The sequence below is a fragment of the Streptomyces sp. LUP30 genome (genome assembly GCF_001746365.1).
Classification (GTDB): Bacteria; Actinomycetota; Actinomycetes; order Streptomycetales; family Streptomycetaceae; genus Streptomyces.
In genome coordinates, this window is the sequence record NZ_MJAJ01000010.1 from 45,885 (window position 1) to 66,680 (window position 20,796).

The window sequence follows — 20,796 nt, forward strand, 5'->3', positions numbered from 1 at the left end:
CGGCGATCGTCGAGCGACGGCCGGACGGACGCCAGGCGGCTGCCGGGCGGGACGGGCGGCTGTCAGTAGGTGACCGTCAGCGCCTCGGTGATGCGGTGTGAGGCACGGCGGGCCTCGGTCGCCGGGTCGGAGCCGGTGAGGACCTTCGTCATGTAGCCCTTGATGGGGTTGTCCGCCTCGACGGCGGCCCACTCGGGCGTGCTGGGGGTCGCGCGACCCTGCGCGGCCCCCGCCGCCATGGCGGCGACCCCCTCCTCGCCGGCGACGGCCTTCGCCAGCTTCGCCTTGTTCGGCACGTAGTTCATGGTGCGGGCCAGCTCGGTGTCCCACCGGGCGCCGGTCAGCGCGGAGACCACCGCGACGGCGCCTTCCCGCACATCGGTGTTGCGGGGGACGACGAGGTCGGAGCCTCCCGTGAAGACGGCGCCGGGCCGCCCCGCGCTCTTGCCGGGCACGGGGAAGAAGCCCAACCGGTCCCGCAGGGCCGGGTTCTGTTGCAGCACGGCGCGGGCGAGTCCGGGCACGGCCACGATCTGCGCCACCTTGCCCCCGGCGAACACCCCGGCCTGGGGCGGGTGTTCCTCGTCCGCCGCCACGGGGCCGCCGCCGAGCGACTGGAGCCGCCGGTAGAAGTCCATCCCCCGCAGGGCGGCCGACGTGTCGAGCGCGCCCTGCCAGCGGCCGCCGTCCTCCGTGGCGAGGTCGCCGCCCTCGTCCCAGACGAACCCGGCGAGGGTGTACCAGTCCTGCCCGGCCAGGTAGATGCCCTGGTCGCCGTCCGCGTTCAGCTTCCTGGTCGCGGCGAGCCACTCGGCGCGGGTGCGGGGCGGGGCGACGACGCCGGCCCGCTCGAAGAGGTCCTTGCGGTAGATCACCACCCGGTTGGCCGCGTACCAGGGGATGCCGTACTGATGGAACCGCTGCCGGCCCGGTTCGGCGAGGCCGGGCAGCCAGTCGTCGCGTCCCCACCTCGTCGCGGACTCCAGTGTCAGGTCGAGCAGTCCGCGTCCCTCGACGTACTGCGGGACCTGGGTGTTGCCGACCTCGATGACGTCCGGCCCGTTCCCGTCGTCCGCCTTCAGCGCGGCCTGCACCTTGTCGCCGATGCCCGTCCACTCCTGGATGCGGACGTCGAGGTCGAGGTCGGGGTGGTCGTGTTCGAAGTCCTCGGTGAACCGGGCCAGGAACTCCTGTGAGGCGCTGTCCTTCATCAGCCACACCGTGACCGTGCTTCGCTCGGCGCCGCCGGTCCCGGGCAGCGCCCCACAGGCGGTCAGAAGGAAGGCGGACACGCAGACAAGGGCGAGGAGGCGACGTCTCACGGGGGTCCTGTTCTGCCTGGCGGACAGGTCGAGGGGCCCGACGTGGGGGACGAGCGCGGTGCTCGTGCGGGTGTCCAGGATTTTGGTATGGACCAATGCGAGGGGTCAAGAGGGACCGGAAGGATCGGGCCGGACGGTCCGACGCCTCGCGCTCCGCCGCAGCTTGGGGCACGGTGGAGTGACGCGTGACACACGTGGCGACGCCGACGTGACGCCGTCACGGTCGAGAGGAGCACCCTGATGTCGAACCACACCTACCGGGTCACGGAGATCGTCGGCACCTCGCCGGACGGCGTCGACGCGGCCGTCCGCAACGGACTGGCCCGCGCCTCGCGGACCTTGCGCAACCTGGACTGGTTCGAGGTGACCCAGGTGCGCGGCCAGATCGAGAACGGCGACATCGCGCACTGGCAGGTGGGCCTGAAGGTCGGCTTCCGTCTCGACGAGTCGGACTGACGTCCCGTCCTCGTACGGACGCGGGGCTCCCCCGGGCGCGGGAACCCCGCGCCCGGCCGGCCTCAGGTGCGGCCCTCCCCCTCCTGGGCCTGCCGCAGCGCGCCCGAAGGGGCGGTCCAGCGGGCCCTGACGACGGTGAAGCCGGCGCGTTCGGCGTCGTCGCACACGAGTTCGTCGTCGTCCACCAGGACGCGCACGTCCCGGCCGCGGGCGAGTCGGCGCAGGGTCTCCAGCTTGGTGCGGCGCGCCGGCCTGCGGTCGTCGTTGCGCCGCATGTGCAAGCCGCCCTCGGGCAGCCCCTGCTCGGCGAGCCAGGCCAGCGTGTCCCGCCGGCAGCGCTCGGGCCGGCCGGTGAGGTAGACGACCTCGCACTCCTCGGCGCTCGCCACCGCCAGCGCGACGCCCTCCGGGATCGGCGGGTCCTGCGGCGCGGCCGCGAAGAACGCGTCCCAGTCGCGCGGCTTGCGCTCCAGGAACCGCTGTCGGTGGGCCGTGTCGGCCAGGGTGTTGTCCAGATCGAACACGGCGAGAGGCCGTCTGCTGCTGTCGGTCACGGGCCCACCCTAAGCAGACGACGGCCCCCGCCACCCCCTCCCGAAGGCGGGCTGCACGCGCACGAGCCGCGGTGTCCAGGAATCCTCACGGCCTCCAGGCGTTGAACCCGGTATGAGTTCCGCGATCGCCGCCGCCCGTTTCTCCGTCCTCGACCGCTCCCGCATCCGCGAGGGGCACACCGGCGCGGAGGCGCTGCGGGACACCGTGGCGCTGGCGAGGGAGGCCGAGCGCCTCGGCTATCACCGGTTCTGGGTGTCCGAGCACCACGGTGTGCCGGGGGTGGCGGGCTCGGCGCCCACCGTGCTGGCCGCCGCCGTGGCCGGGGCGACGCGCGCGATCCGCGTGGGGACCGGCGGGGTGATGCTGCCCAACCACCGGCCGCTGGTCGTCGCCGAACAGTTCGGCGTGCTGGAGTCGCTGTTCCCCGGCCGGATCGACATGGGTCTCGGCCGCTCCGTGGGCTTCACCGACGGGGTGCGCCGGGCGCTCGGCCGGGACAAGGGTGACGCCGACGACTTCGCCGCCCAGCTGGAGGAACTCCTCGGCTGGTTCCGGGGCCCCTCCCCCGACGGGGTGCATGCGTACCCGGCGCGGGGGCTGAGCGTGCCGCCGTTCGTGCTCGCCATGGGCGGCGGGGCGGAGATCGCCGCCCGCGCGGGCCTGCCGATGGTCATCGGCGACCTCCGCGACCGTGAGCGGATGCGGCGCGGCGTCGACCGCTACCGCGCGGGCTTCCGGCCCTCCGTCTGGGCGGCGCAGCCGTACGTGGTCGTCTCCGGGACGATCGCCGTGGCGCCGACGCCGGAAGCGGCGCGCCGGCTTCTGGTTCCGGAGGCCTGGTCGATGGCGTACTCGCGCACCCACGGCGTCTTCCCGCCGCTCCCGCCGGCCGAGCAGGCCGAGAACCGGACCATGACCGCGAAGGAACGCGGCTTCTACGAGTCCGGCCTCGCCGGGCAGATCGCGGGCTCCGAGGAGCAGGTCGCCCACGAACTGGAGACGCTGCTGGAGGAGACGGGGGCGCAGGAGGTCCTCGTCACGACGAGCACCCACGACCGTGCGGCGCTGCTGGACTCCTACCGGCGGCTGGCCGCGATCGTGCACGCGGCACGCGGTGACGCCCACGCCGACGCGGACGTGTACGCCTGAGCGTCCGCCCGGGCGGCTCCGCCGGTCGCCGAGCGTCGCACCACCGGCGAACGTAGGATTGCGGGGTTTGTCCCGCCCCTCCCGGCCGCCTCGGCCGCACCCACCGCCCCGCACATCCCGTGACGACGACCCGACCCGTACGGAGTTCTCCATGCCGAGCCCCTCCGAGCCGCCCGGCTCCGTCCCGTCCGTGCGGGCGGGGCACGTCTGCGTCCGGGGAGCGCGTGAGCACAACCTGCGGAGCGTCGACGTCGACGTCCCGCGCGACGTGGTGGCCGTGTTCACCGGGGTGTCCGGCTCGGGGAAGTCCTCGCTCGCGTTCGGCACGATCTACGCGGAGGCCCAGCGCCGGTACTTCGAGTCCGTCGCGCCGTACGCGCGCCGCCTGATCCACCAGGTCGGTGCGCCCGAGGTCGACGAGATCACGGGGCTGCCCCCGGCGGTCTCCCTCCAGCAGCGCCGGTCGGCGCCCACCTCGCGTTCGTCGGTGGGCACGGTCACGAACCTGTCGAACTCGCTGCGGATGCTCTTCTCCCGGGCCGGCGACTACCCGCCGGGCGCCGAGCGCCTCGACTCCGACTCCTTCTCGCCCAACACGGCGGTGGGGGCCTGCCCCGAGTGCCACGGGCTCGGCGAGGTCCACCGCGCCACGGAGGAGTCCCTGGTCCCGGACCCGTCGTTGTCCATCCGCGAGGGCGCGATCGCCGCCTGGCCCGGAGCATGGCAGGGCAAGAACCTGCGGGACATCCTCGACGCCCTCGGCCACGACGTCGACGTCCCGTGGCGCGAGCTCCCGGCCGGGCAGCGCGAGTGGATCCTGTTCACGGACGAGCAGCCGGTGGTGACGGTCCACCCGGTGCGGGACGCCGACCGGATCCAACGCCCCTACCAGGGCACGTACATGAGCGCCCACCGCTATGTGATGAAGACCTTCGCGGACTCCCGGAGCGCGACCCTGCGGGCCAGGGCGGAGCGGTTCCTGACGTCCGCTCCCTGTCCGGTGTGCGGCGGCGGCAGACTGCGGCCGGAGGCGCTCGCCGTGACCTTCGCGGGCCGGACGATCGCGGACATGGCCGCGCTGCCGCTGGCGGACCTCGCCCGGCTTCTCGACGGCAGGTCGGAGGCGGCACGCGTCCTCACCGAGGATCTCAAGTCCCGTATCGCACCGCTCGTCGAACTCGGCCTGGGCTACCTCTCCCTGGACCGGGCCGCCCCCACGCTCTCCGCGGGCGAACTGCAGCGGCTGCGGCTCGCCACCCAGCTGCGCGCCGGACTGTTCGGGGTGGTGTACGTGCTCGACGAGCCGTCGGCCGGACTGCACCCGGCGGACACCCGGGCGCTGCTCACGGTGTTGCGGCGGCTGAAGGCCGCGGGCAACTCGGTGTTCGTGGTGGAGCACCAGCTGGACGTGATGCGCGCCGCCGACTGGCTGGTGGACGTGGGCCCACTGGCGGGCGAGCACGGCGGGCAGGTGCTGCACAGCGGTCCGGTGGCGGGACTGGAAGCGGTGGCGGAGTCGGCGACGGCCCGTCACCTCTTCGGCCGGTTCCCGGCGTCGCCCCGCGAAGTCCGCGCGGCGCGGGGGTGGTTGGAGGTGGGGCCGGTGACCCGGCACAACCTTCGCGGGGTGACGGCCCGCTTCCCGCTGGGCGTGTTCACCGCGGTGACGGGCGTCTCGGGCTCGGGAAAGTCGACGCTTGTCGGGGAGATCACCGACGAACTGCCCGGAGTGGGCCGACTGGTCTCGGTCGACCAGAAGCCGATCGGGCGCACCCCACGGTCGAACCTGGCCACCTACACGGGACTGTTCGACGTCGTCCGCAAGGTGTTCGCGGCGACGGACGCGGCGCGGGCCAGGGGCTACGGCGCGGGCCGCTTCTCCTTCAACGTGTCGGGAGGACGCTGTGAGACCTGTCAGGGCGAGGGCTTCGTGAGCGTCGAACTGCTCTTCCTGCCGAGCACGTACGCGCCGTGCCCGGACTGCGGCGGGGCCCGCTACAACCCGGCGACCCTCGAAGTGGCGTACCGGGACCGGAACATCGCGCAGGTGCTGGACCTGACCGTGGAGGCGGCGGCCGGCTTCTTCGCCGACACCCCGGCCGTCTCCCGCAGCCTGGCCGCGCTCCTCGACGTCGGTCTGGGCTATCTGCGCCTCGGCCAGCCGGCGACGGAGCTCTCCGGTGGCGAGGCGCAGCGCATCAAGTTGGCGACCGAGTTGCAGCGGGGCCGGCGCGGCCACACGCTCTACCTCCTCGACGAACCGACGACCGGGCTGCATCCGGCCGACGTCGAGGTCCTGATGCGCGAGCTGCACGCCCTGGTGGACGCGGGGCACACCGTGATCGCCGTCGAGCACGACATGACGGTGGTGGCGGGCGCGGACTGGGTGATCGACCTCGGGCCCGGCGGGGGCGACGCGGGCGGGCGCGTCGTGGCGACGGGGACGCCTGCCGCGACGGCCGGGGCGCGGGGCAGCGCGACGGCTCCCTATCTGGCCCGGGCGCTGGCCCCCGCGCGCGAGTGACCGCGCTGCTCCCGCCAGGCCCGGTAGTGGTCTGCCAGGGTCTCCTCGATCGGACGGTAGGCCAGGCCCAGTTCCTCGACGCTTCTGCGGTTGTCGACCGGGAAGCGGATGCCCAGGTGGTTGCGGATGTAGCTCTGGGAGAGGCCGAAGGCCGGGCCGAGGACGCGCACCGGCCAGTGCGGGAGGGCGGTGCGGGGAAGGCGCAGATCTCGCGGGTGGCGTCCGCGCAGGATCGCCGACATCTGGTGGAAGGAAGTCATCTCCCGTGCGGCGACGATGTAGCGGCCGTGCGCTTCGGGGCGTTCCGCCGCCGCGATGTGGGCCGCCGCCACGTCCCGCACGTCGGCGGTCGTGAAGCTGAAGTCCGGGGCGCCGTAGAAGAAGTAGCCCTTGAACAGCTCGTCCAGCAGGAACAGGCTGCCCGAGTCCGAGGCGGGGGTGAGGGAGGGGCCCAGGATCAGGCCGGGGTTGACGGCGACCATGCGCCAGCGGTCCTGGGCGGCCTCGGCCTCCCAGGCCGCCTTCTCGGCGACCGTCTTGGCGTAGTGGTACGGGTTGTTCTCCACCGTGCTGGTCGTGTTGAAGTACTTCTCCGACAGGGTCTGTCCGTCCATCTCGCGTACGTCGACGTAGTCGCCGAAGATCGCCCCGACCGTGGACGTGAAGACGAGGCGTTCGACCGTCTCGGTGCGGTTCACCGCCGCCACGACGTGGTGCGTCCCGCGCAGGGCGGGCTCCACGACGTCGCGTCGGCCGTCCTTGATCTTCTCCGGCATCAGGAACGGCGACGCCACGTGGAAGACCACCGCGCAGCCCTTCATCGCCTCGTCGAAGGAACCGTCGGCCAGCAGATCCGCCTGGAACAGGTCGAGTCGGCCGGGATGGGCGTCCTGGAGGGCGCGCAGCGGCCGGAGCTTCACCGTGTTCGCCATGGAGCGCACGGTGGTGTGCACGCGGTAGCCGCGTTCCAGGAGCTGCCGTACGAGATGGGCGGCCACGAAGCCGCTGCCCCCCGTCACGAGGACCGTTCGGCCGGCCGGGCTTGCGTTCACGCGTGCTCCCCTCGGAGGTCGGGAAGCGTCATGATCCCACCGTGCCGGACGGACACCCCCTCGCCTACGGGGAATTCGCCGAGCCGGCGTCCGTCGAACCGGCGTCCGTCAGGTCGGTCCGGGACGGCCGGAACGGCGAGTCACCGGCCTCCCGCCCGGACGCGGCCGACGGACCCGGCTTCCTGCCGGGGTTCCCGTTCGCGCTCGACCGCGGGCTCCGCCCCTGCGACGCACGCCTGCGCCGGGAACGGCACCGGCGCCCGTTGCCGGGCCGGGACGCCGGTTCGCTGCTCGACTCCCTGGAGCACATCGCGGCCACCGGCGGACCGGGGGCGCGGCGTGCGTTGTCCGCCGGTGTCGAGGAGGTGGCCCGCGGGGCCGGACACGGCTCCGTGCCCGCCGACCGGGGCGAGGGCCTGCTGTCCGTGCGGCCCTCCCCGCACTCCGGCCCCGGCGGCGGCCGCCAGCGCCTTGCGGTCGAGGTGGTCGCCGGGCGCGAGGACGGGCAGCACCTCGACCTCGGCCACCAGGCCACGGGCGCGCACCACCCGCCACACCGAGGCGAGGAGCGGGTCGTCGCCGACGAACGCGGGCGTGGTGCTCGCCGCTCCCCCGTGGTCCCGGTAGACGATGCGCACGGGCTGGACCGGCGCCCCGGCGTCCAGCGCCGCCTGGAACACCGCCCGCCGGAAGCGCCCCTGGGAGCGGCCGCACCAGGTGCTGCCCTCGGGGAACACCGCGACCGCCCGGCCGGCGCGCAGCAGGTCGGCGATCCGGGCGACCGTGGCGGGCAGGGTGCGCAGCCGGTCGCGGTCGATGAACAGGACGCCGCCGCGCGTGGCCAGCGCGCCCGCCACCGGCCAGCGCCGGATCTCGGCCTTGGCGAGCATCCGGGCCGGGCGGACGGCGGCCAGCAGCGGGATGTCCAGCCAGGAGACGTGGTTCGCGACCAGGAGGAGTCCGGTGGCAGTCGGCGCGGTGGCGCCGGTCATCCGGACCCGGACCCCGGCCCCCCGCACGACGGCCCGGCTCCAGCACCGCACCGCGCGGGCGGGAAGCCGCTGTCCCAGGGGCGCCAGCACGACGCCGACGAGGACCAGCACGACCACCGTCGTGAGCCGGAGCACGGCCCGCGGCAGGCCCGCGATCGACGTCGTGGCCCGCACGCACGCCCGCGGGGTGCACGGCGCGCTGGGCAGCCAGACGCTCATCAGGCCGGGACGAGGGAGAGGAAGTGCTTCAGGTAGCGCGCGTTCACCCGCCGCATCGGGAGCAGCACGTACAGGTCGGCGACGCCGAAGTCGGGGTCGTGGGCGGGCTCCCCGCACACCCATGCGCCGAGCCGGAGGTAGCCGCGCAGCAGGGCGGGGAGCTCGGTGCGGCCGAGGGGGCCCGTCCCCTGCGGGGTCCAGGGCCGCAGGGGCCGTACCCGGTACTCCGGCGGCGCCAGGTGCTTCTCCCGCACCCGGTCCCAGGTCGCCGTCGCGAGGGCGCCGCCGTCGGCGAGGGGAACCGAGCAGCAGCCGGCCAGCCACTCGTGGCCGCGGTCCACCATGTAGCGGGCGATCCCGGCCCAGATGAGGCCTATGACGGCGCCGTCGCGGTGGGCGGGGTGCACACAGGAGCGGCCGACCTCGACCAGGCCGGACCGGATCGCGTCGAGCGGGCTCAGGTCGAACTCGCCCTCGGAGTACAGCCGTCCGGCGACCGCGGCCCGCTCGGGGGGCAGCAGCCGGTAGGTGCCGACCACCTCGCCGGTGGCGGCGTCCCGGATGAGCAGGTGGTCGCAGTGGGCGTCGAAGGCGTCCGTGTCCAGGCCCGGTTCCGGGCCGTCGAGACGCGCGCCCAGTTCCCCGGCGAAGACCTGGTGGCGCAGCCGCTGCGCGGCCCGGACGTCGTCCCGGTCGCGGGCGAGCGACACGAGGTAGCCGGAGCCGCCGGGCGGGGCGGCGAGGGCGGGGGGCGAGAGGGGCATGGCGGTCATGGAGGTCTCCTGCGCCGGGCGGAAGAAGCATGGGGACGGTGCACGGGGGACTGCACCTGCTTTCTTCCGCGGCCGGCTGGCGTGGGCGTGACCGCCGCGGGGCCCGTGGATGTGCGGCTGCTGAATGCCAGGCGCTCCGCCCCGCGCCGCAAGCCAGACGGGACCGGGGATGAGCACCACTCCCGGTCCCGCCCGTCCGCGCTGTTCGGCGAACGTTCTTCTCGACTGCCCCGGCGCTCCTACCGCTTGGCCGCCTTGCGGGTGGCGCGCAGCCACTCGCGGTTCATGCCGGTGATGGACACCAGCGGGATGCCCTTCGGGCAGGCCGTCGCGCACTCCCCCGCCAGGGTGCAGCCGCCGAACCCCTCCTCGTCCATCTGCGCGACCATGTCCAGCACCCGGGTCTCCCGCTCGGGCGCGCCCTGCGGCAGCACGTTGAGGTGGTTGATCTTGGCGGACGTGAACAGCATCGCCGCGCCGTTGGGACAGGCGGCCACGCAGGCCCCGCATCCGATGCACTCGGCGTGCTCGAAGGCGAAGTCGGCGTCCGGTTTGGGCACGGGGGTGGCGTGCGCCTCGGGGGCGGCGCCGGTGGGGACGGTGATGTAGCCGCCGGCCTGGATGATGCGGTCGAACGCCGACCGGTCGACCACCAGGTCCTTGATCACCGGGAAGGCGGCGGCCCGCCAGGGCTCGACGTCGATGGTGTCGCCGTCCTGGAAGGACCGCATGTGCAGTTGGCAGGTGGTGGTGCGTTCGGGGCCGTGCGCGTCGCCGTTGACGACGAGCGAGCACGCGCCGCAGATGCCCTCACGGCAGTCGTGGTCGAAGGCGACCGGGTCCTCACCGCGCAGGATGAGGTCCTCGTTGAGGGTGTCGAGCATCTCCAGGAAGGACATGTCGGGCGAGATGCCGTCGACCTCGTAGGTGGACATGGCGCCGTCGGCGTCGGCGGCGCGCTGCCGCCACACGCGCAGGGTGAGCTTCATGCGTAGCTCCGCTGGGTGGGATGGACGTACTCGAAGACCAGGTCTTCCCTGTGCAGGGTGGGGGCCGCGCCGACGCCGGTGAACTCCCAGGCGGCGGCGTAGGCGAACGCGTCGTCCCGGCGGGCCGCCTCGCCGTCCGGGGTCTGGGACTCCTCGCGGAAGTGGCCACCGCAGGACTCGGCGCGGTGCAGCGCGTCGAGGCACATCAGCTCGGCGAGCTCCAGGTAGTCGACGATCCGGTTGGCCTTCTCCAGGGACTGGTTGAACTCCTCTCCGACGCCCGGCACCTTGATGCGCCGCCAGAACTCCTCGCGGATCTGCGGGATGCGCTCCAGGGCCTTGCGCAGTCCGGAGTCCGTGCGGGCCATGCCGCAGAACTCCCACATCAGCTCGCCCAGTTCGCGGTGGAAGGAGTCGGGGGTGCGGTCGCCGTCGACGGACAGGAGCAGGTTGAGCCGGTCCTGGGTCTCGGCCAGCACCTCCTGGACGACGGGATGCCCGTCGTCCACCGCGCTCTGGTGCGGGTTACGGGCGAGGTAGTCGTTCACGGTCGCCGGGAGGACGAAGTAGCCGTCGGCCAGGCCCTGCATGAGGGCGCTCGCGCCGAGGCGGTTGGCGCCGTGGTCGGAGAAGTTGGCCTCGCCGATCGCGAACAGCCCCGGGACGGTGGTCTGGAGGTCGTAGTCGACCCACAGGCCGCCCATCGTGTAATGCACGGCCGGGTAGATCCGCATCGGGACTTCGTACGGATCCTCGTCGGTGATCCGCTGGTACATGTCGAAGAGGTTGCCGTACTTCGCCTCGACGGCCTCGCGGCCCATGCGCCGGATCGCGTCGGCGAAGTCCAGGTAGACGCCCTGTCCGCCGGGTCCGACGCCCCTGCCCTCGTCGCAGACGTTCTTCGCGGCGCGGGAGGCGATGTCCCGGGGGACGAGATTGCCGAAGGAGGGGTAGATGCGCTCCAGGTAGTAGTCGCGCTCGGCCTCGGGGATCCTGTTCGGCGGACGGTCGTCGCCCTTGGCCTTCGGCACCCAGATCCGGCCGTCGTTGCGCAGCGACTCGCTCATCAGCGTCAGCTTCGACTGGTGGTCGCCGGTGCGGGGGATGCAGGTGGGGTGGATCTGTGTGAAGCAGGGATTGGCGAAGTAGGCGCCGCGCCGGTGCGCCCGCCAGATCGCGGTGGCGTTGGAGTTCATCGCGTTGGTCGACAGGTAGAAGACGTTTCCGTAACCCCCGGTGGCCAGGACGACGGCGTCCGCGAAGTAGGCGTCGATCTTCCCGGTGATCAGATCCCGGGCCACGATGCCGCGCGCCCGCCCGTCGACGACGATCAGGTCGAGCATCTCGGTGCGCGGGTGCATCTCGACGTTCCCGGCGGCGATCTGCCGGCTGAGGGCCTGGTAGGCGCCGAGCAGCAGTTGCTGGCCCGTCTGGCCGCGGGCGTAGAAGGTCCGCGAGACCTGCACGCCGCCGAAGGAGCGGGTGTCGAGCAGACCGCCGTACTCGCGGGCGAAGGGCACGCCCTGCGCCACGCACTGGTCGATGATCTCGACCGAGATCTGCGCGAGCCGGTGGACGTTGGACTCGCGGGCGCGGAAGTCGCCGCCCTTGACGGTGTCGTAGAACAGCCGGTGGACGGAGTCGCCGTCGTTGCGGTAGTTCTTCGCCGCGTTGATGCCGCCCTGCGCGGCGATGGAGTGGGCGCGGCGCGGGGAGTCCTGGTAACAGAACTGGACGACGCGGTAGCCCTGTTCGGCGAGCGTGGCGCCCGCGGAGCCGCCCGCGAGACCGGTGCCCACCACGATCACCGTGTGCTTGCGCCGGTTGGCCGGGTTGACCAGCCCGGCCTCGAAACGGCGCGTGTCCCAGCGCTCGTCGACGGGCCCGGCGGGCGCCTTTGTGTCGGCGAGGGGTTCGCCGGTGATGTAGTCGGTGTAGGTCATGTCAGCTCACCACTCCGGTCATGACGCCCACGGGTACGGCGACGAAGCCGGCCGTGAGCAGCAGCGCGAGGACGTTGCCGATGGTCTTCAGGGCACGGTCGCGGGTGCGGCTGCCGACGCCGAGGGTCTGGGCGGCGCTCCAGAAGCCGTGCCGGACGTGCAGGCCGAGGGCGAGCATCGCGACGATGTAGACGACGTTTCCGTACCAGGTGGAGAAGGTGTCCACGACGTTCTGGTACGGGTGGCCCGGCTGGAAGCCGCCGCTGTGCACGGTGCCGGTCGTCAGGTCGAGCAGGTGCCAGACGATGAACAGGCCGAGGATGATCCCGCCCCAGCGCATGGTGCGGGTGGCGTAGCTCGTCCGGGGCTTGCGGTGGACGTACTTGCCGGGGCGCGCCCTGATGTCGCGGCGGCTGAGCTGGTAGGCGCAGACGGCGTGCGCGACGACCGCGGCGACCAGCACGACCCGGATCAGCCAGAGCGTCCACTCGTAGTGCATGAACGGTTCGCCCACCGTGCGCAGCCAGTGCGCGTAGTGGTTGAACTCGCCCGGCCCGAAGAAGATCTTCAGGTTGCCGATCATATGGACGACCAGGTACAGCAGCATGATCAGGCCGCTGACGGCCATCACCGTCTTCTTGCCGAGCGAGGAGTCCCACACGGTGCGCGCCATGGACGACCGTCGGTCCGTCCGCGTTGCCAGTGCCATGCCGACGACGCTAGGGCCGCCACCCCTGATCGGTCCAAGACATGGTCCGGCTCGTTTCCATAGCGTGCGCCTATCATGGCGGGATGCAGTTCCAGCAGCTCCAGTACTTCGTGGCGGTGGCCGAGACCCGCCACTTCACCCGGGCCGCCGAGCTCGTGCACGTCGCGCAGCCGTCGCTGTCGCAGCAGATCAAGGCGCTGGAGCGGGAGTTGGGCGCGGACCTGTTCCAGCGCGCGCGGGGCAACATCACGCTCACCGACGCCGGCGAGGCGCTGCTGCCGCTGGCCCGGCGGATCCTGGCCGACACCGAGACCGCGCGGTACGAGGTGCAGGAGCTGGCGCAGCTGCGCGGCGGCCGGGTGCGGCTGGGGGCCACGCCGAGCCTGTGCACGGGTCTGCTCCCGGACGTGCTGCGGGCCTTCCACGACCGCTACCCGGGCATCCGGCTGCTGATCGAGGAGGGCGGCTCGCACGACCTCGTCCGTGAGCTGGCCCGCGGCGCCCTCGATCTCGCCCTGGTCGTGCTGCCCCTGCCGACGCCGTCCCCCGCGCTGACCACGGTGGAGCTGCTGCGCGAGGACCTGGTCGTGGTGTCCTCGCCGGAGGCCTCCAAGCCGGGGGACGGGCGGCGGACCGTCCGGATCGCCGACCTGGAGCGCGAGCGTCTGGTGATGTTCCGACACGGCTACGACCTGCGGGAGCTCACCGTGGCCGCCTGCCGGAGCGAGGGCTTCGAGCCCGACTTCGCGGTCGAGGGCGGCGAGATGGACGCGGTGCTCGGCTTCGTGCGGGCCGGCCTCGGGGTGGCCGTCGTCCCCCGCATGGTGGCCGCCCGCTCGGGCCGGGGACTGCGCGTCACCCCGCTCGCCAGGCCCGGCCTGCACCGCACGATCGCCCTCGCCCACCGCAGCGACGTGGCGCCGCCCCGTGCCGCCCGGGAACTGCAGCGGATGCTGCTGGAGCGGTGAAGGCCGCCCGGACCGCGTCAGTCCCGCAGAGCCGGCGCTAGCACCTCCTCGCACCACCGGCGAAAGCCCGTGGGCGTGGTGTCCGGCGTGCTGGGCTGAGCCGCACCGTAGAAACCCTGGGTGTTCTGGGCGTCCGTCATGTCGGCCACCGACTGCGCCCAGGCCTCGCTCGCGCCCTGGCGGGTCATCATCGCCTTCTGCTCGGCCGAGGTGATCTGGCGTACGCGCACGGGGCGGTCCAGCACCTCGGCGAGGACGCGGGCCATGCCCTCGGGGGTCAGGTCGTCGGGGCCCGCCAGCGGCACGTCACGGTATCCGGTCCAGGAGGCGTCGAGGAGCAGCCGGGCCGCCTCCGCGGCGATGTCGCGGACCGCGCAGACGCGCAGCACCCGATCCTGCGCGAGCGCCACGGTCCAGACGCCCTCGTCGCGGATCGGGGCCGTCTGGCGGAGCAGGTTCTCCATCAGCGCCGGCGGACACAGCGCCCGGTAGTGCACGCCCGTCGCGGCGATGGCCTCGTCCATGGCCAGCGAGGCCGAGATCGGCCCGGCGTTGCGGGCCACGCCCCGGCCCAGGGTCGAGACGGCCACGACGCGTTCGACTCCCTGGGTGCCGATCACCTCGCGGAGCGGCTCCGTGAAGGCCCGGAAGTGGCCTTCGACGTCATCGGTTCCGGGCGTCGGGGGCACCAGCCAGAAGATCCGGTCGGCCCCCTCGCACGCCTCCTTGAGCACGGCCGGGTCGGCGTGCGAACCCGGGACGACCTCGATGCGTTCCCGGTGCCGCGGGGAGAGCCGGGCGGGGTCGCGGGCGATCACCCGGACCGGGGTCGCGCCGTGGTCGGCGTCCAGCAGACGGGACAGGACCTCGCGGCCGATCTGGCCGGTCGGGGTGGTGACGACGATCATGAACTGCTCCAGAGTTGACGGCTGTCGCTACGCGGACGAGCCTGCTGCCACGGTCACCCGAACGGAAGGATCGATCGGCTCGCGCTTGTTACCCTCAGAGCAATACCGAACGAAGGGCCGCACATGGAGTCCCGTCCGCTGCGCTACTTCGTCGCCGTCGCCGAGGAACTCAACTTCGCCCGTGCCGCGCAACGGCTGGGCATCTCCCCGCCGCCGCTGTCCCGGTCGATCCGCGCGCTGGAGAGCGAGCTGGGGGCCGTCCTCTTCGAGCGGACGACCCACAGCGTGTCCCTGACGCCGGCCGGTGCGGTCCTGCTCGCCGAGGCGAGGTTCGCCCTGGACGCCCTGGACGCCGCAGGCCGGCGGGCCCGCCGCGCGGCCGCCGCCCGGCCGAAGCTGGTGCTGGCCGTGAAGGCGGACGGGGACGCGGGTCTGCTGGAGACGATCCTCGCGCGTTACGCGGCCGACCCCGCGGCACTGCCGGTCACCGTGCGACTGGCCGCGTGGCAGGAGCAGTCCCGGATGCTGCGGCAGGGCGAGGCCGACGCCGCCCTGATGTACGAGCCGTACGAGCGCGCGGGCCTCGACACGGAGGACCTCGTCTCCGAGCCGCGGGTCGCCGCCCTCGCGGTGAGCCATCCCCTCGCCGGCCGGACCGGGCTGCGCCTCGCCGACCTGGGCCTGCGCCAGGACGAGACGCTCCGGTTCATCGAGGAGGTCCGGGGCAGGGGCCAGGACCTCGCCCAACTCCTCACGCTCGTCGGCCTGGGCGAGCTGGTCGCGCTGCTGCCCGCCTCCGTCGCGGACCGCTACCCCCGGCCCGGGGTGGTCTACCGGCCCGTCCTGGACGCGGCCGCCGCCGTCATGGCCATCGCCTGGCCCCAGCAGTCGCGCTCGACGGCCACGGCCGCGCTGGTGCGGGCCGCCGTGTCGGTGGCCGACGACGTCCGCGCGCGGGAGGCGGGCTGACCTACTCCGCCCCGGACGGCACGGGGGTCCCCTGGTGGTAGTACATCCGCCAGCCCGTCTCCTCGCCGCGCTTGCGCCACAGCGAGCTGCGGCGGGTGCGCCCGCCCTCGAGGTCCGTCTCGTAGGTGAGGTGGACCAGGCCGGGGGCCAGCACGACCGCCTCGATCGACGACGGCTCGTAGCGGGGTCCGCCGTCGGGCGAGCCGCCCTGCCGGTCGGGCAGCCAGGCCAGCATCTCCTCGTAGGTGTAGCGGCGGCCCGAGGAGCCCACCTCCACGAACTCGGGGTCGAGCAGGCGCTCGAGGCGGGCGCGGGAGGCGCGCACGGCGGGGTCCAACAGGGCCAGCTCGCCGGCGATCGCCTCGTTCACGTCATCGTCCGTGTAGGTCACCCGCCCATCTTCGCGGATGACCTCCGCGGCCCCGCGACCGAGGCGTCCGCTCAGCCCGTCGCGTCCACCAGGGCCAGTTCGTGGAGCCGGTCCGGCGGGCCCGGGCGGGCGTAGTACCAGCCCTGGGCGGTGTCGCAGCCCAGTATCCGCAGCTGCTCCGCCTGCGCGCCGGTCTCCACGCCCTCCACCGTGACCGCGAGGTCCAGACTGTGGGCGAGCGAGACGATCCCCTCGACGATCTTGAGGTCGACCGGGTCCGCGGGGAACTGCTGCATGCCCTGCGTGAAGGAGCGGTCCAGCTTGAGGACGCTCACCGGGAGCCGGCGCAGGTTGGCCAGGTTGGAGTAGCCGGTCCCGAAGTCGTCCAGGGCGATGTCGACGCCCATCTCGGCGAGCCGGCGCAGTGGCTTGAGCAGGTCGTCGTCGGCGCCGATCAACGCCGACTCCGTCACCTCCAGGCACAGGGCCTCCGGCCGCACGCCCGCGCGTTCGAGGATGTCGACGGTGTCCTGCACCAGGCCGGGATGGGTGAGCTAGCACGGGGAGAGGTTGACGTTGATGCGCAGCGGGTCGGTGTCGCCGGTGCGCTCACGCCACTCGCCGGCCTGACGGACGGACTCCTCCATGACCCAGCGGCCCAGCGGCACGATCAGCCCGGTGTGCTCGGCGAGCGGGATGAAGCGGTCGGGGCCGAGCACCCCGTGCTGGGGGTGCAGCCAGCGGACCAGGGCCTCGGCGCCGCGCACACTGCCGTCGCCGAGGTGCACCAGCGGCTGGTACTCGATGAAGAACTCACCGCGTTCGAGGGCCGCCGGAAGCGCCGTGGTCAGTCCGTGCCGGGTGATCGCCCGGGCGTCCGCCTCCGGGTCGGCGAGCTCGAAGCGGTTGCCGCCCGCCGACTTGGCCCGGTACATGGTGATGTCGGCGCTGCGCAGCACCTCGGCCGCGCTGCGCTCCCCCGCCGGGCCCTCGACGATGCCGATGCTGCCGCGCACGGTCAGCTCCCGGCCGTCGATGCTCACCGGGGCGACCAGGACGTTCATGATGCGCGCGGCGAGTTCGTCGACCTCGTGGCGGGTGTCGGGGCCGGTGGTCAGCGCGACGAACTCGTCGCCGCCGAGCCGGGCGACCATCTCACCGGGTGCGGTCGCGCACGACTGCAGCCGGTCCGCGACCTCGACGAGCAGCCGGTCCCCGGCAGCGTGACCGAGGCTGTCATTGATGGTCTTGAAGCCGTCCAGGTCGAGGTAGCACAGCCCGAAGCGCTTGCCCTCGCCGGCGCCGAGCACCTTCTCCAGGCGCTCGAAGAACAGCGTGCGGTTGGGCAGGCCGGTGAGCGCGTCATGGGTGGCCTCGTACCGCAGCCTCAGGTTGAGCAGCCGGCGCTCGGTGGTGTCCTCCATCAGGGCCAGCGTGTACTGCGGTTCGCCGTCGGCGTCCCGCAGCAGGGAGACCGTCAGGTTGGTCCACAGGACCGTTCCGTCGGGCCGGCTGAACGCCTTCTCCGTGTGGTAGTGCTCGCGTTCGCCGCGGACGAGTTCGTCGTAGAGCTTCCAGGTCTGGGGCGCGTCCTCGGGATGGGTGAGGTCCTGGACCCTGCGGCCCCGCAGGGTCTGCTCGGAGCCGCCGAACATGCGCAGCAACGCCCCGTTGATCTGCAGGACGTTGCCGTCGAGGTCGGCGATGCCGATCCCTATCGCCGCGCCCTCGAAGACCGCCCGGAAGCGCGCCTCGCTCGCGTGCAGCGCCTGGGCGACGACGCCCTGGGCGCGCAACGCGGCCTGGGAGATGGCCTCCTGTTCGGCGAGCGTGCGCTCGCGCAGGGCCCGCGCGAAGCCCGCCGCCATGGCGTGCTGGAGTCGCGAGGCGCGGACGCGCAGCCCCTCCTGGGGACCGTCCTCGCCGCAGTACAGCACCAGGTAGGCGTCGACGCAGTCGAGGGAGTGGCTGAGCGCGTCGGGGTCCGTGCAGTGCGCGTCGACCAGGGCCGCGCCGACTTCCTTGCCGGTCTCGGCGTCGAAGCCCCGCGCCAGCAGCGCCCCGCGCAGCCGCCGCGCCAACGGCAGCAGCCGTTCCTCCAGTTCGGGCCGGGTCAACGACGTCGAGGTCACCGGGTACACGGCCCGGCTCCAGATCGTCGCGAACCGCCGCAGTCTGTCCTCCGGCCCGTCCGGCTCCGCGGTCACGACGTACGCCCCACTCCGGCGAAACCCGAGAGGGCCCACGGGTCCTCGTCCTCCGGCGCCGTGTCCGGCCGCCAGCGCGGCATGGGCACCAGTCCCGGTTCCACCATGTCGTACCCCTCGAAGAACCGCCCGATCTCGTCCCGAGAGCGCATGATCAGCGGATTGCGGATTTCCTTGTACACGTCGACCGCGCCTTCGGCCCGCTCCGTCGGAATCGGGATTCCCTCGTACGAGGCATGCGTGAGCACGAGGAGACTGCCCGGCGCGAGCGCCGCGCCCAGCTCGGCCACCGCCGCGTACGGGTCATCCGCGTCCTCCACGAAGTGGAGGACGGCGACCAGCAGCAACGCCACCGGCCGGTCCAGGTCGATGAGCCGCGCGACCTGGGGGCTGTGCAGGATCTCCTGCGGCTTGCGCAGATCGGCGGCCACGACGTCGGCGTCGTCGTTGTCCGCCAGCACCGCCTCGCTGTGCGCCACGGCCACCGGGTCGTGGTCGACGTAGACCACGCGCGCTCCGGGGATCGCCGCCTGGGCGACCTCGTGCGCGCTGCCGAAGGTGGGGATGCCGGAGCCGATGTCGAGGAACTGGGTGACGCCCTCGGCCACCGCGTAGCGCACGGCACGGCGCATGAACGCCCGGTTCGCCTGGCTGATCTTCGGGAGTCCCGGCAGGAACTCCATCGCCTTGCGGGCCGCTTCCCGGTCCACCTCGAAGTTGTGCGAGCCGCCCAGGTAGTAGTCGTAGATCCGCGAGACGCTCGGCACCGAGATGTCGATGCTCCGAGGGGCCCAGGCGGGACGCTCCATCTATCTCTCCAAGGCGTAGGCGATCCGGTGTTCGAGCTGAGGCTACTGATCGCCCGCCAAACGGGCGAGTGGAAACGGAAATTGACCGTCCGTTCCCGGTCACTGCCTGCGGCACGTGCCGAATCGACGACCCCTCGCGGGGCTACGAAAAGTGCCCGAGGCGCTCCGGAGAGTCTCCGCAGCGGCCCCCAGGGCGGCGAAAGTCTACGCACACGACACGGCGCCGGGACAAACACAGCGGTCCGCCCCCTCCGTGCGGCGCGGAGGGGGCGGACCTGTGGTCGTGCGCGAGGGGCAGTCGCGGGATCGGCCCTGGGGAGGCGATCTCTACTGCGCCGGCGCTCCGACCAGCTTGCCGTCGGGTGCGACGGCGTACCACGTGCCGCCCACGCCCTGGCCGTTGATGTCACCGGGGGCCTTGTCGCCGGCGAAGGTGTAGATCGGCGAGCAGTTGACGGTCTGCTGCCTGACGCCGTCACCGCGGGTGAAGCTCATCAGGCCCTTCTTCTGCACGCCCTTGGTGTCGTTGGCCTCGACCGGCGCGACGACCGGCCACTTCTGCAGGCAGGCGCCGTTGCAGTTGGACACCGGCTTGGGCCACGCCTTGTCCTTGAGGAAGCGGTAGACCGTCATGCCGTTCTTGTCGACGACGATCTCGCCGAGGTTGGGGTCCTTGCGCACGGACAGGCCCGCAAGGGCGGCGTCGGATCCGCCACCCGACTTGGCCTTCTTGCCCTCGGGCGTCAGCGCGAACCACTTGTTGCCCACGCCCTGGCCGCTGGTGTCGCCCGCGTTGGCGTCCTTGGCGTAGTAGTAGGCGGGCCAGCCGCCCACGGTGAGCTGCTTGGTGCCGTCGGAACGGGTGATCTCGCCGAGCAGCGACTTGTCGATGCCGTCACCGGCGCTGACGTCGTCCGCGGACACCGGCGGCCAGGCGGTCGCGCAGTCGCCGTCGCAGTTCGACTTCGGCGGTTCGGCCGTGTCCGCGTCGAATCGGTAGAGGGTCTTTCCGGCGCCGTCGGTGAGGATCTTGCCGAGTTCGCCGTTCGCGGAGACGGCCAGCTCGCCGGCGCCCGTCGCCTGCGCTCCGGTTCCGGTGCCCGCGCCGACACCGCCGGGGGCGCTGGGGCTCGCAGAGGCGCCCGCAGCGCCGTATCCGCTGCCGACGCCCGCGATGCCACCCGCCGGAGCCGTGGCTCCCACGTTCTGGCTGGACGCCGACGTGCCGCTTTCCGATCCGCACGCCGCCGTCAGCGCCAGCACGGCCACCGTGCCCGCCGCGAGTGAGGCGCTCCGCCAGGTGGTCTTCATCGTCAACAACTCCCCGATCGTCACAAGGGTGTTGCAGCGCCCTGCTGCGCCGCCGCACGGACCTGAGTACGCACCGGGGCGGTGGTTGTGTTCAAACACGGCGCGAAATTCTTTTCCGTGACCTGCGCCGGGGGCGCAACGGACCGCCCCGAAGGCGTCCGCGAGGGCCCCGAGAGCCGCGCGTGAAGGTCCTGCCCGGTCGCACACGCGCACGGTCGGCCGGATGCGCGAACGCACCGACCGGCAAACCCGCGAACCAGAACTTCCCCCGTTCGGGGCAATCCCCGCCGGGCATGGGCACACAGCCGTGCGCGAAGCCGCATGATCTCCGTCGTGCATGGACCCGAACCGATCCGATCCGCTCTCCTCACCAGGGCGTTGGCCCTGGTGACCGTGGCCTGGATCCTCGCGGCCGCGCCGGCCGGGGTGGCCACGGCCGACGCGTGCGCATACGCCTCGACGGGGCCGGACGGCACCGAGGCGGTGGCGGTGGCGGGCGGCCACGGGTGGCCGACGTCCCCGGTGTGCCCGCAGCCGACGCCCACCCCTACGCCCGAGCCGCCGAAGCCGA

The 20,796-nt window shown here is 72.9% G+C and carries 17 protein-coding genes and 1 pseudogene; 5 read left to right on the plus strand and 13 right to left on the minus strand.

All coding sequences use genetic code 11. From position 1 onward, the window contains the following. Positions 1-62: 62 nt before the first annotated feature. Complete coding sequence (locus BG482_RS11430; RefSeq protein ID WP_069768941.1) at positions 63-1,322, minus strand: extracellular solute-binding protein; 1,260 nt, start codon at positions 1,320-1,322, stop codon at positions 63-65. A 240-nt stretch (positions 1,323-1,562) separates the two neighbouring features. Here BG482_RS11430 and BG482_RS11435 point away from each other — a divergent pair, with 240 nt between their 5' ends. Then, positions 1,563-1,778: a dodecin gene (locus BG482_RS11435; RefSeq protein ID WP_069768851.1), complete on the plus strand. Its 216-nt coding sequence runs from the start codon at positions 1,563-1,565 to the stop codon at positions 1,776-1,778. 62 nt (positions 1,779-1,840) lie between these two features. Here BG482_RS11435 and BG482_RS11440 read toward each other — a convergent pair whose 3' ends face one another. After that, positions 1,841-2,332, minus strand: a complete 492-nt coding sequence (locus BG482_RS11440) for a hypothetical protein (RefSeq protein ID WP_069768852.1) — start codon at positions 2,330-2,332, stop codon at positions 1,841-1,843. Positions 2,333-2,444: 112 nt separating this feature from the next. Here BG482_RS11440 and BG482_RS11445 point away from each other — a divergent pair, with 112 nt between their 5' ends. After that, positions 2,445-3,482 (plus strand): LLM class flavin-dependent oxidoreductase, encoded by a 1,038-nt coding sequence (locus BG482_RS11445; protein ID WP_069768853.1) that lies wholly within the window; start codon positions 2,445-2,447, stop codon positions 3,480-3,482. 151 nt (positions 3,483-3,633) lie between these two features. Then, positions 3,634-6,006, plus strand: coding sequence for an excinuclease ABC subunit UvrA (locus tag BG482_RS11450; protein ID WP_069768854.1), 2,373 nt, complete (start codon positions 3,634-3,636; stop codon positions 6,004-6,006). Here the strand turns inward: BG482_RS11450 and BG482_RS11455 are convergent. From BG482_RS11455 to BG482_RS11480, 6 genes are all read right to left on the minus strand, one after another. Then, on the minus strand, positions 5,970-7,058 hold the full coding sequence (locus BG482_RS11455; protein WP_069768855.1) for an NAD-dependent epimerase/dehydratase family protein: 1,089 nt from the start codon (positions 7,056-7,058) through the stop codon (positions 5,970-5,972). The two genes, BG482_RS11450 and BG482_RS11455, sit on opposite strands and share 37 nt — an antisense overlap. Before the next feature lie 140 nt (positions 7,059-7,198). Then, a complete protein-coding gene (locus tag BG482_RS11460; RefSeq protein WP_079141746.1) occupies positions 7,199-8,269 on the minus strand; it encodes a lysophospholipid acyltransferase family protein in 1,071 nt (356 codons plus the stop codon). Further along, entirely contained in the window at positions 8,269-9,042 is a 774-nt protein-coding gene (locus BG482_RS11465) for a GNAT family N-acetyltransferase (RefSeq protein WP_069768856.1), read from the minus strand. Before BG482_RS11465 ends, BG482_RS11460 begins: the two co-directional genes overlap by 1 nt. A gap of 239 nt (positions 9,043-9,281) precedes the next feature. Next, on the minus strand, positions 9,282-10,031 hold the full coding sequence (locus BG482_RS11470; RefSeq protein WP_069768857.1) for a succinate dehydrogenase/fumarate reductase iron-sulfur subunit: 750 nt from the start codon (positions 10,029-10,031) through the stop codon (positions 9,282-9,284). After that, positions 10,028-11,974: a fumarate reductase/succinate dehydrogenase flavoprotein subunit gene (locus tag BG482_RS11475; RefSeq protein WP_069768858.1), complete on the minus strand. Its 1,947-nt coding sequence runs from the start codon at positions 11,972-11,974 to the stop codon at positions 10,028-10,030. Before BG482_RS11475 ends, BG482_RS11470 begins: the two co-directional genes overlap by 4 nt. Before the next feature lies 1 nt (position 11,975). Then, the gene (locus BG482_RS11480) at positions 11,976-12,647 is read right to left on the minus strand and encodes a succinate dehydrogenase (protein ID WP_069768859.1); all 672 of its coding nucleotides are present in this window, start codon (positions 12,645-12,647) and stop codon (positions 11,976-11,978) included. 119 nt (positions 12,648-12,766) lie between these two features. On the opposite strand from BG482_RS11480, the gene BG482_RS11485 reads away from it, so the two are divergent. Then, entirely contained in the window at positions 12,767-13,651 is an 885-nt protein-coding gene (locus BG482_RS11485) for a LysR family transcriptional regulator (RefSeq protein WP_069768860.1), read from the plus strand. 17 nt (positions 13,652-13,668) lie between these two features. Here BG482_RS11485 and BG482_RS11490 read toward each other — a convergent pair whose 3' ends face one another. Further along, entirely contained in the window at positions 13,669-14,559 is an 891-nt protein-coding gene (locus tag BG482_RS11490) for an NAD(P)H-binding protein (protein WP_069768861.1), read from the minus strand. A gap of 123 nt (positions 14,560-14,682) precedes the next feature. Here BG482_RS11490 and BG482_RS11495 point away from each other — a divergent pair, with 123 nt between their 5' ends. Beyond that, positions 14,683-15,528 carry a LysR family transcriptional regulator gene (locus BG482_RS11495; RefSeq protein ID WP_069768862.1) on the plus strand — a complete coding sequence of 282 codons (846 nt, stop codon included), beginning with the start codon at positions 14,683-14,685 and terminating at the stop codon, positions 15,526-15,528. A 1-nt stretch (position 15,529) separates the two neighbouring features. On the opposite strand, the gene BG482_RS11500 is transcribed toward BG482_RS11495, so the two are convergent. The 4 genes and pseudogenes from BG482_RS11500 to BG482_RS11515 all read right to left on the minus strand — a co-directional run bounded on the left by BG482_RS11500 (position 15,530) and on the right by BG482_RS11515 (position 20,225). Then, on the minus strand, positions 15,530-15,919 hold the full coding sequence (locus tag BG482_RS11500) for a DUF4440 domain-containing protein (RefSeq protein WP_069768863.1): 390 nt from the start codon (positions 15,917-15,919) through the stop codon (positions 15,530-15,532). A 50-nt stretch (positions 15,920-15,969) separates the two neighbouring features. After that, positions 15,970-18,105: pseudogene (locus BG482_RS11505) on the minus strand (putative bifunctional diguanylate cyclase/phosphodiesterase). Continuing rightward, the gene (locus tag BG482_RS11510; RefSeq protein WP_069768864.1) at positions 18,102-18,914 is read right to left on the minus strand and encodes an SAM-dependent methyltransferase; all 813 of its coding nucleotides are present in this window, start codon (positions 18,912-18,914) and stop codon (positions 18,102-18,104) included. The pseudogene BG482_RS11505 and the gene BG482_RS11510 overlap by 4 nt, the downstream one beginning before the upstream one ends. A 327-nt stretch (positions 18,915-19,241) precedes the next feature. Beyond that, positions 19,242-20,225: an SCO0930 family lipoprotein gene (locus BG482_RS11515; protein WP_069768865.1), complete on the minus strand. Its 984-nt coding sequence runs from the start codon at positions 20,223-20,225 to the stop codon at positions 19,242-19,244. Positions 20,226-20,796 lie beyond the last annotated feature (571 nt).

Coding starts and splice junctions, on each gene's coding strand:
- BG482_RS11435 (WP_069768851.1), top strand. CDS start 1,563: ATGTCGAACCACACCTACCGGGTCACGGAGATCGTCGGCACCTCGCCG.
- BG482_RS11445 (WP_069768853.1), top strand. CDS start 2,445: ATGAGTTCCGCGATCGCCGCCGCCCGTTTCTCCGTCCTCGACCGCTCC.
- BG482_RS11450 (WP_069768854.1), top strand. CDS start 3,634: ATGCCGAGCCCCTCCGAGCCGCCCGGCTCCGTCCCGTCCGTGCGGGCG.
- BG482_RS11460 (WP_079141746.1), bottom strand. CDS start 8,269: ATGAGCGTCTGGCTGCCCAGCGCGCCGTGCACCCCGCGGGCGTGCGTG.
- BG482_RS11465 (WP_069768856.1), bottom strand. CDS start 9,042: ATGACCGCCATGCCCCTCTCGCCCCCCGCCCTCGCCGCCCCGCCCGGC.
- BG482_RS11470 (WP_069768857.1), bottom strand. CDS start 10,031: ATGAAGCTCACCCTGCGCGTGTGGCGGCAGCGCGCCGCCGACGCCGAC.
- BG482_RS11475 (WP_069768858.1), bottom strand. CDS start 11,974: ATGACCTACACCGACTACATCACCGGCGAACCCCTCGCCGACACAAAG.
- BG482_RS11480 (WP_069768859.1), bottom strand. CDS start 12,647: ATGGCGCGCACCGTGTGGGACTCCTCGCTCGGCAAGAAGACGGTGATG.
- BG482_RS11485 (WP_069768860.1), top strand. CDS start 12,767: ATGCAGTTCCAGCAGCTCCAGTACTTCGTGGCGGTGGCCGAGACCCGC.
- BG482_RS11490 (WP_069768861.1), bottom strand. CDS start 14,559: ATGATCGTCGTCACCACCCCGACCGGCCAGATCGGCCGCGAGGTCCTG.
- BG482_RS11495 (WP_069768862.1), top strand. CDS start 14,683: ATGGAGTCCCGTCCGCTGCGCTACTTCGTCGCCGTCGCCGAGGAACTC.
- BG482_RS11510 (WP_069768864.1), bottom strand. CDS start 18,914: ATGGAGCGTCCCGCCTGGGCCCCTCGGAGCATCGACATCTCGGTGCCG.
- BG482_RS11515 (WP_069768865.1), bottom strand. CDS start 20,225: ATGAAGACCACCTGGCGGAGCGCCTCACTCGCGGCGGGCACGGTGGCC.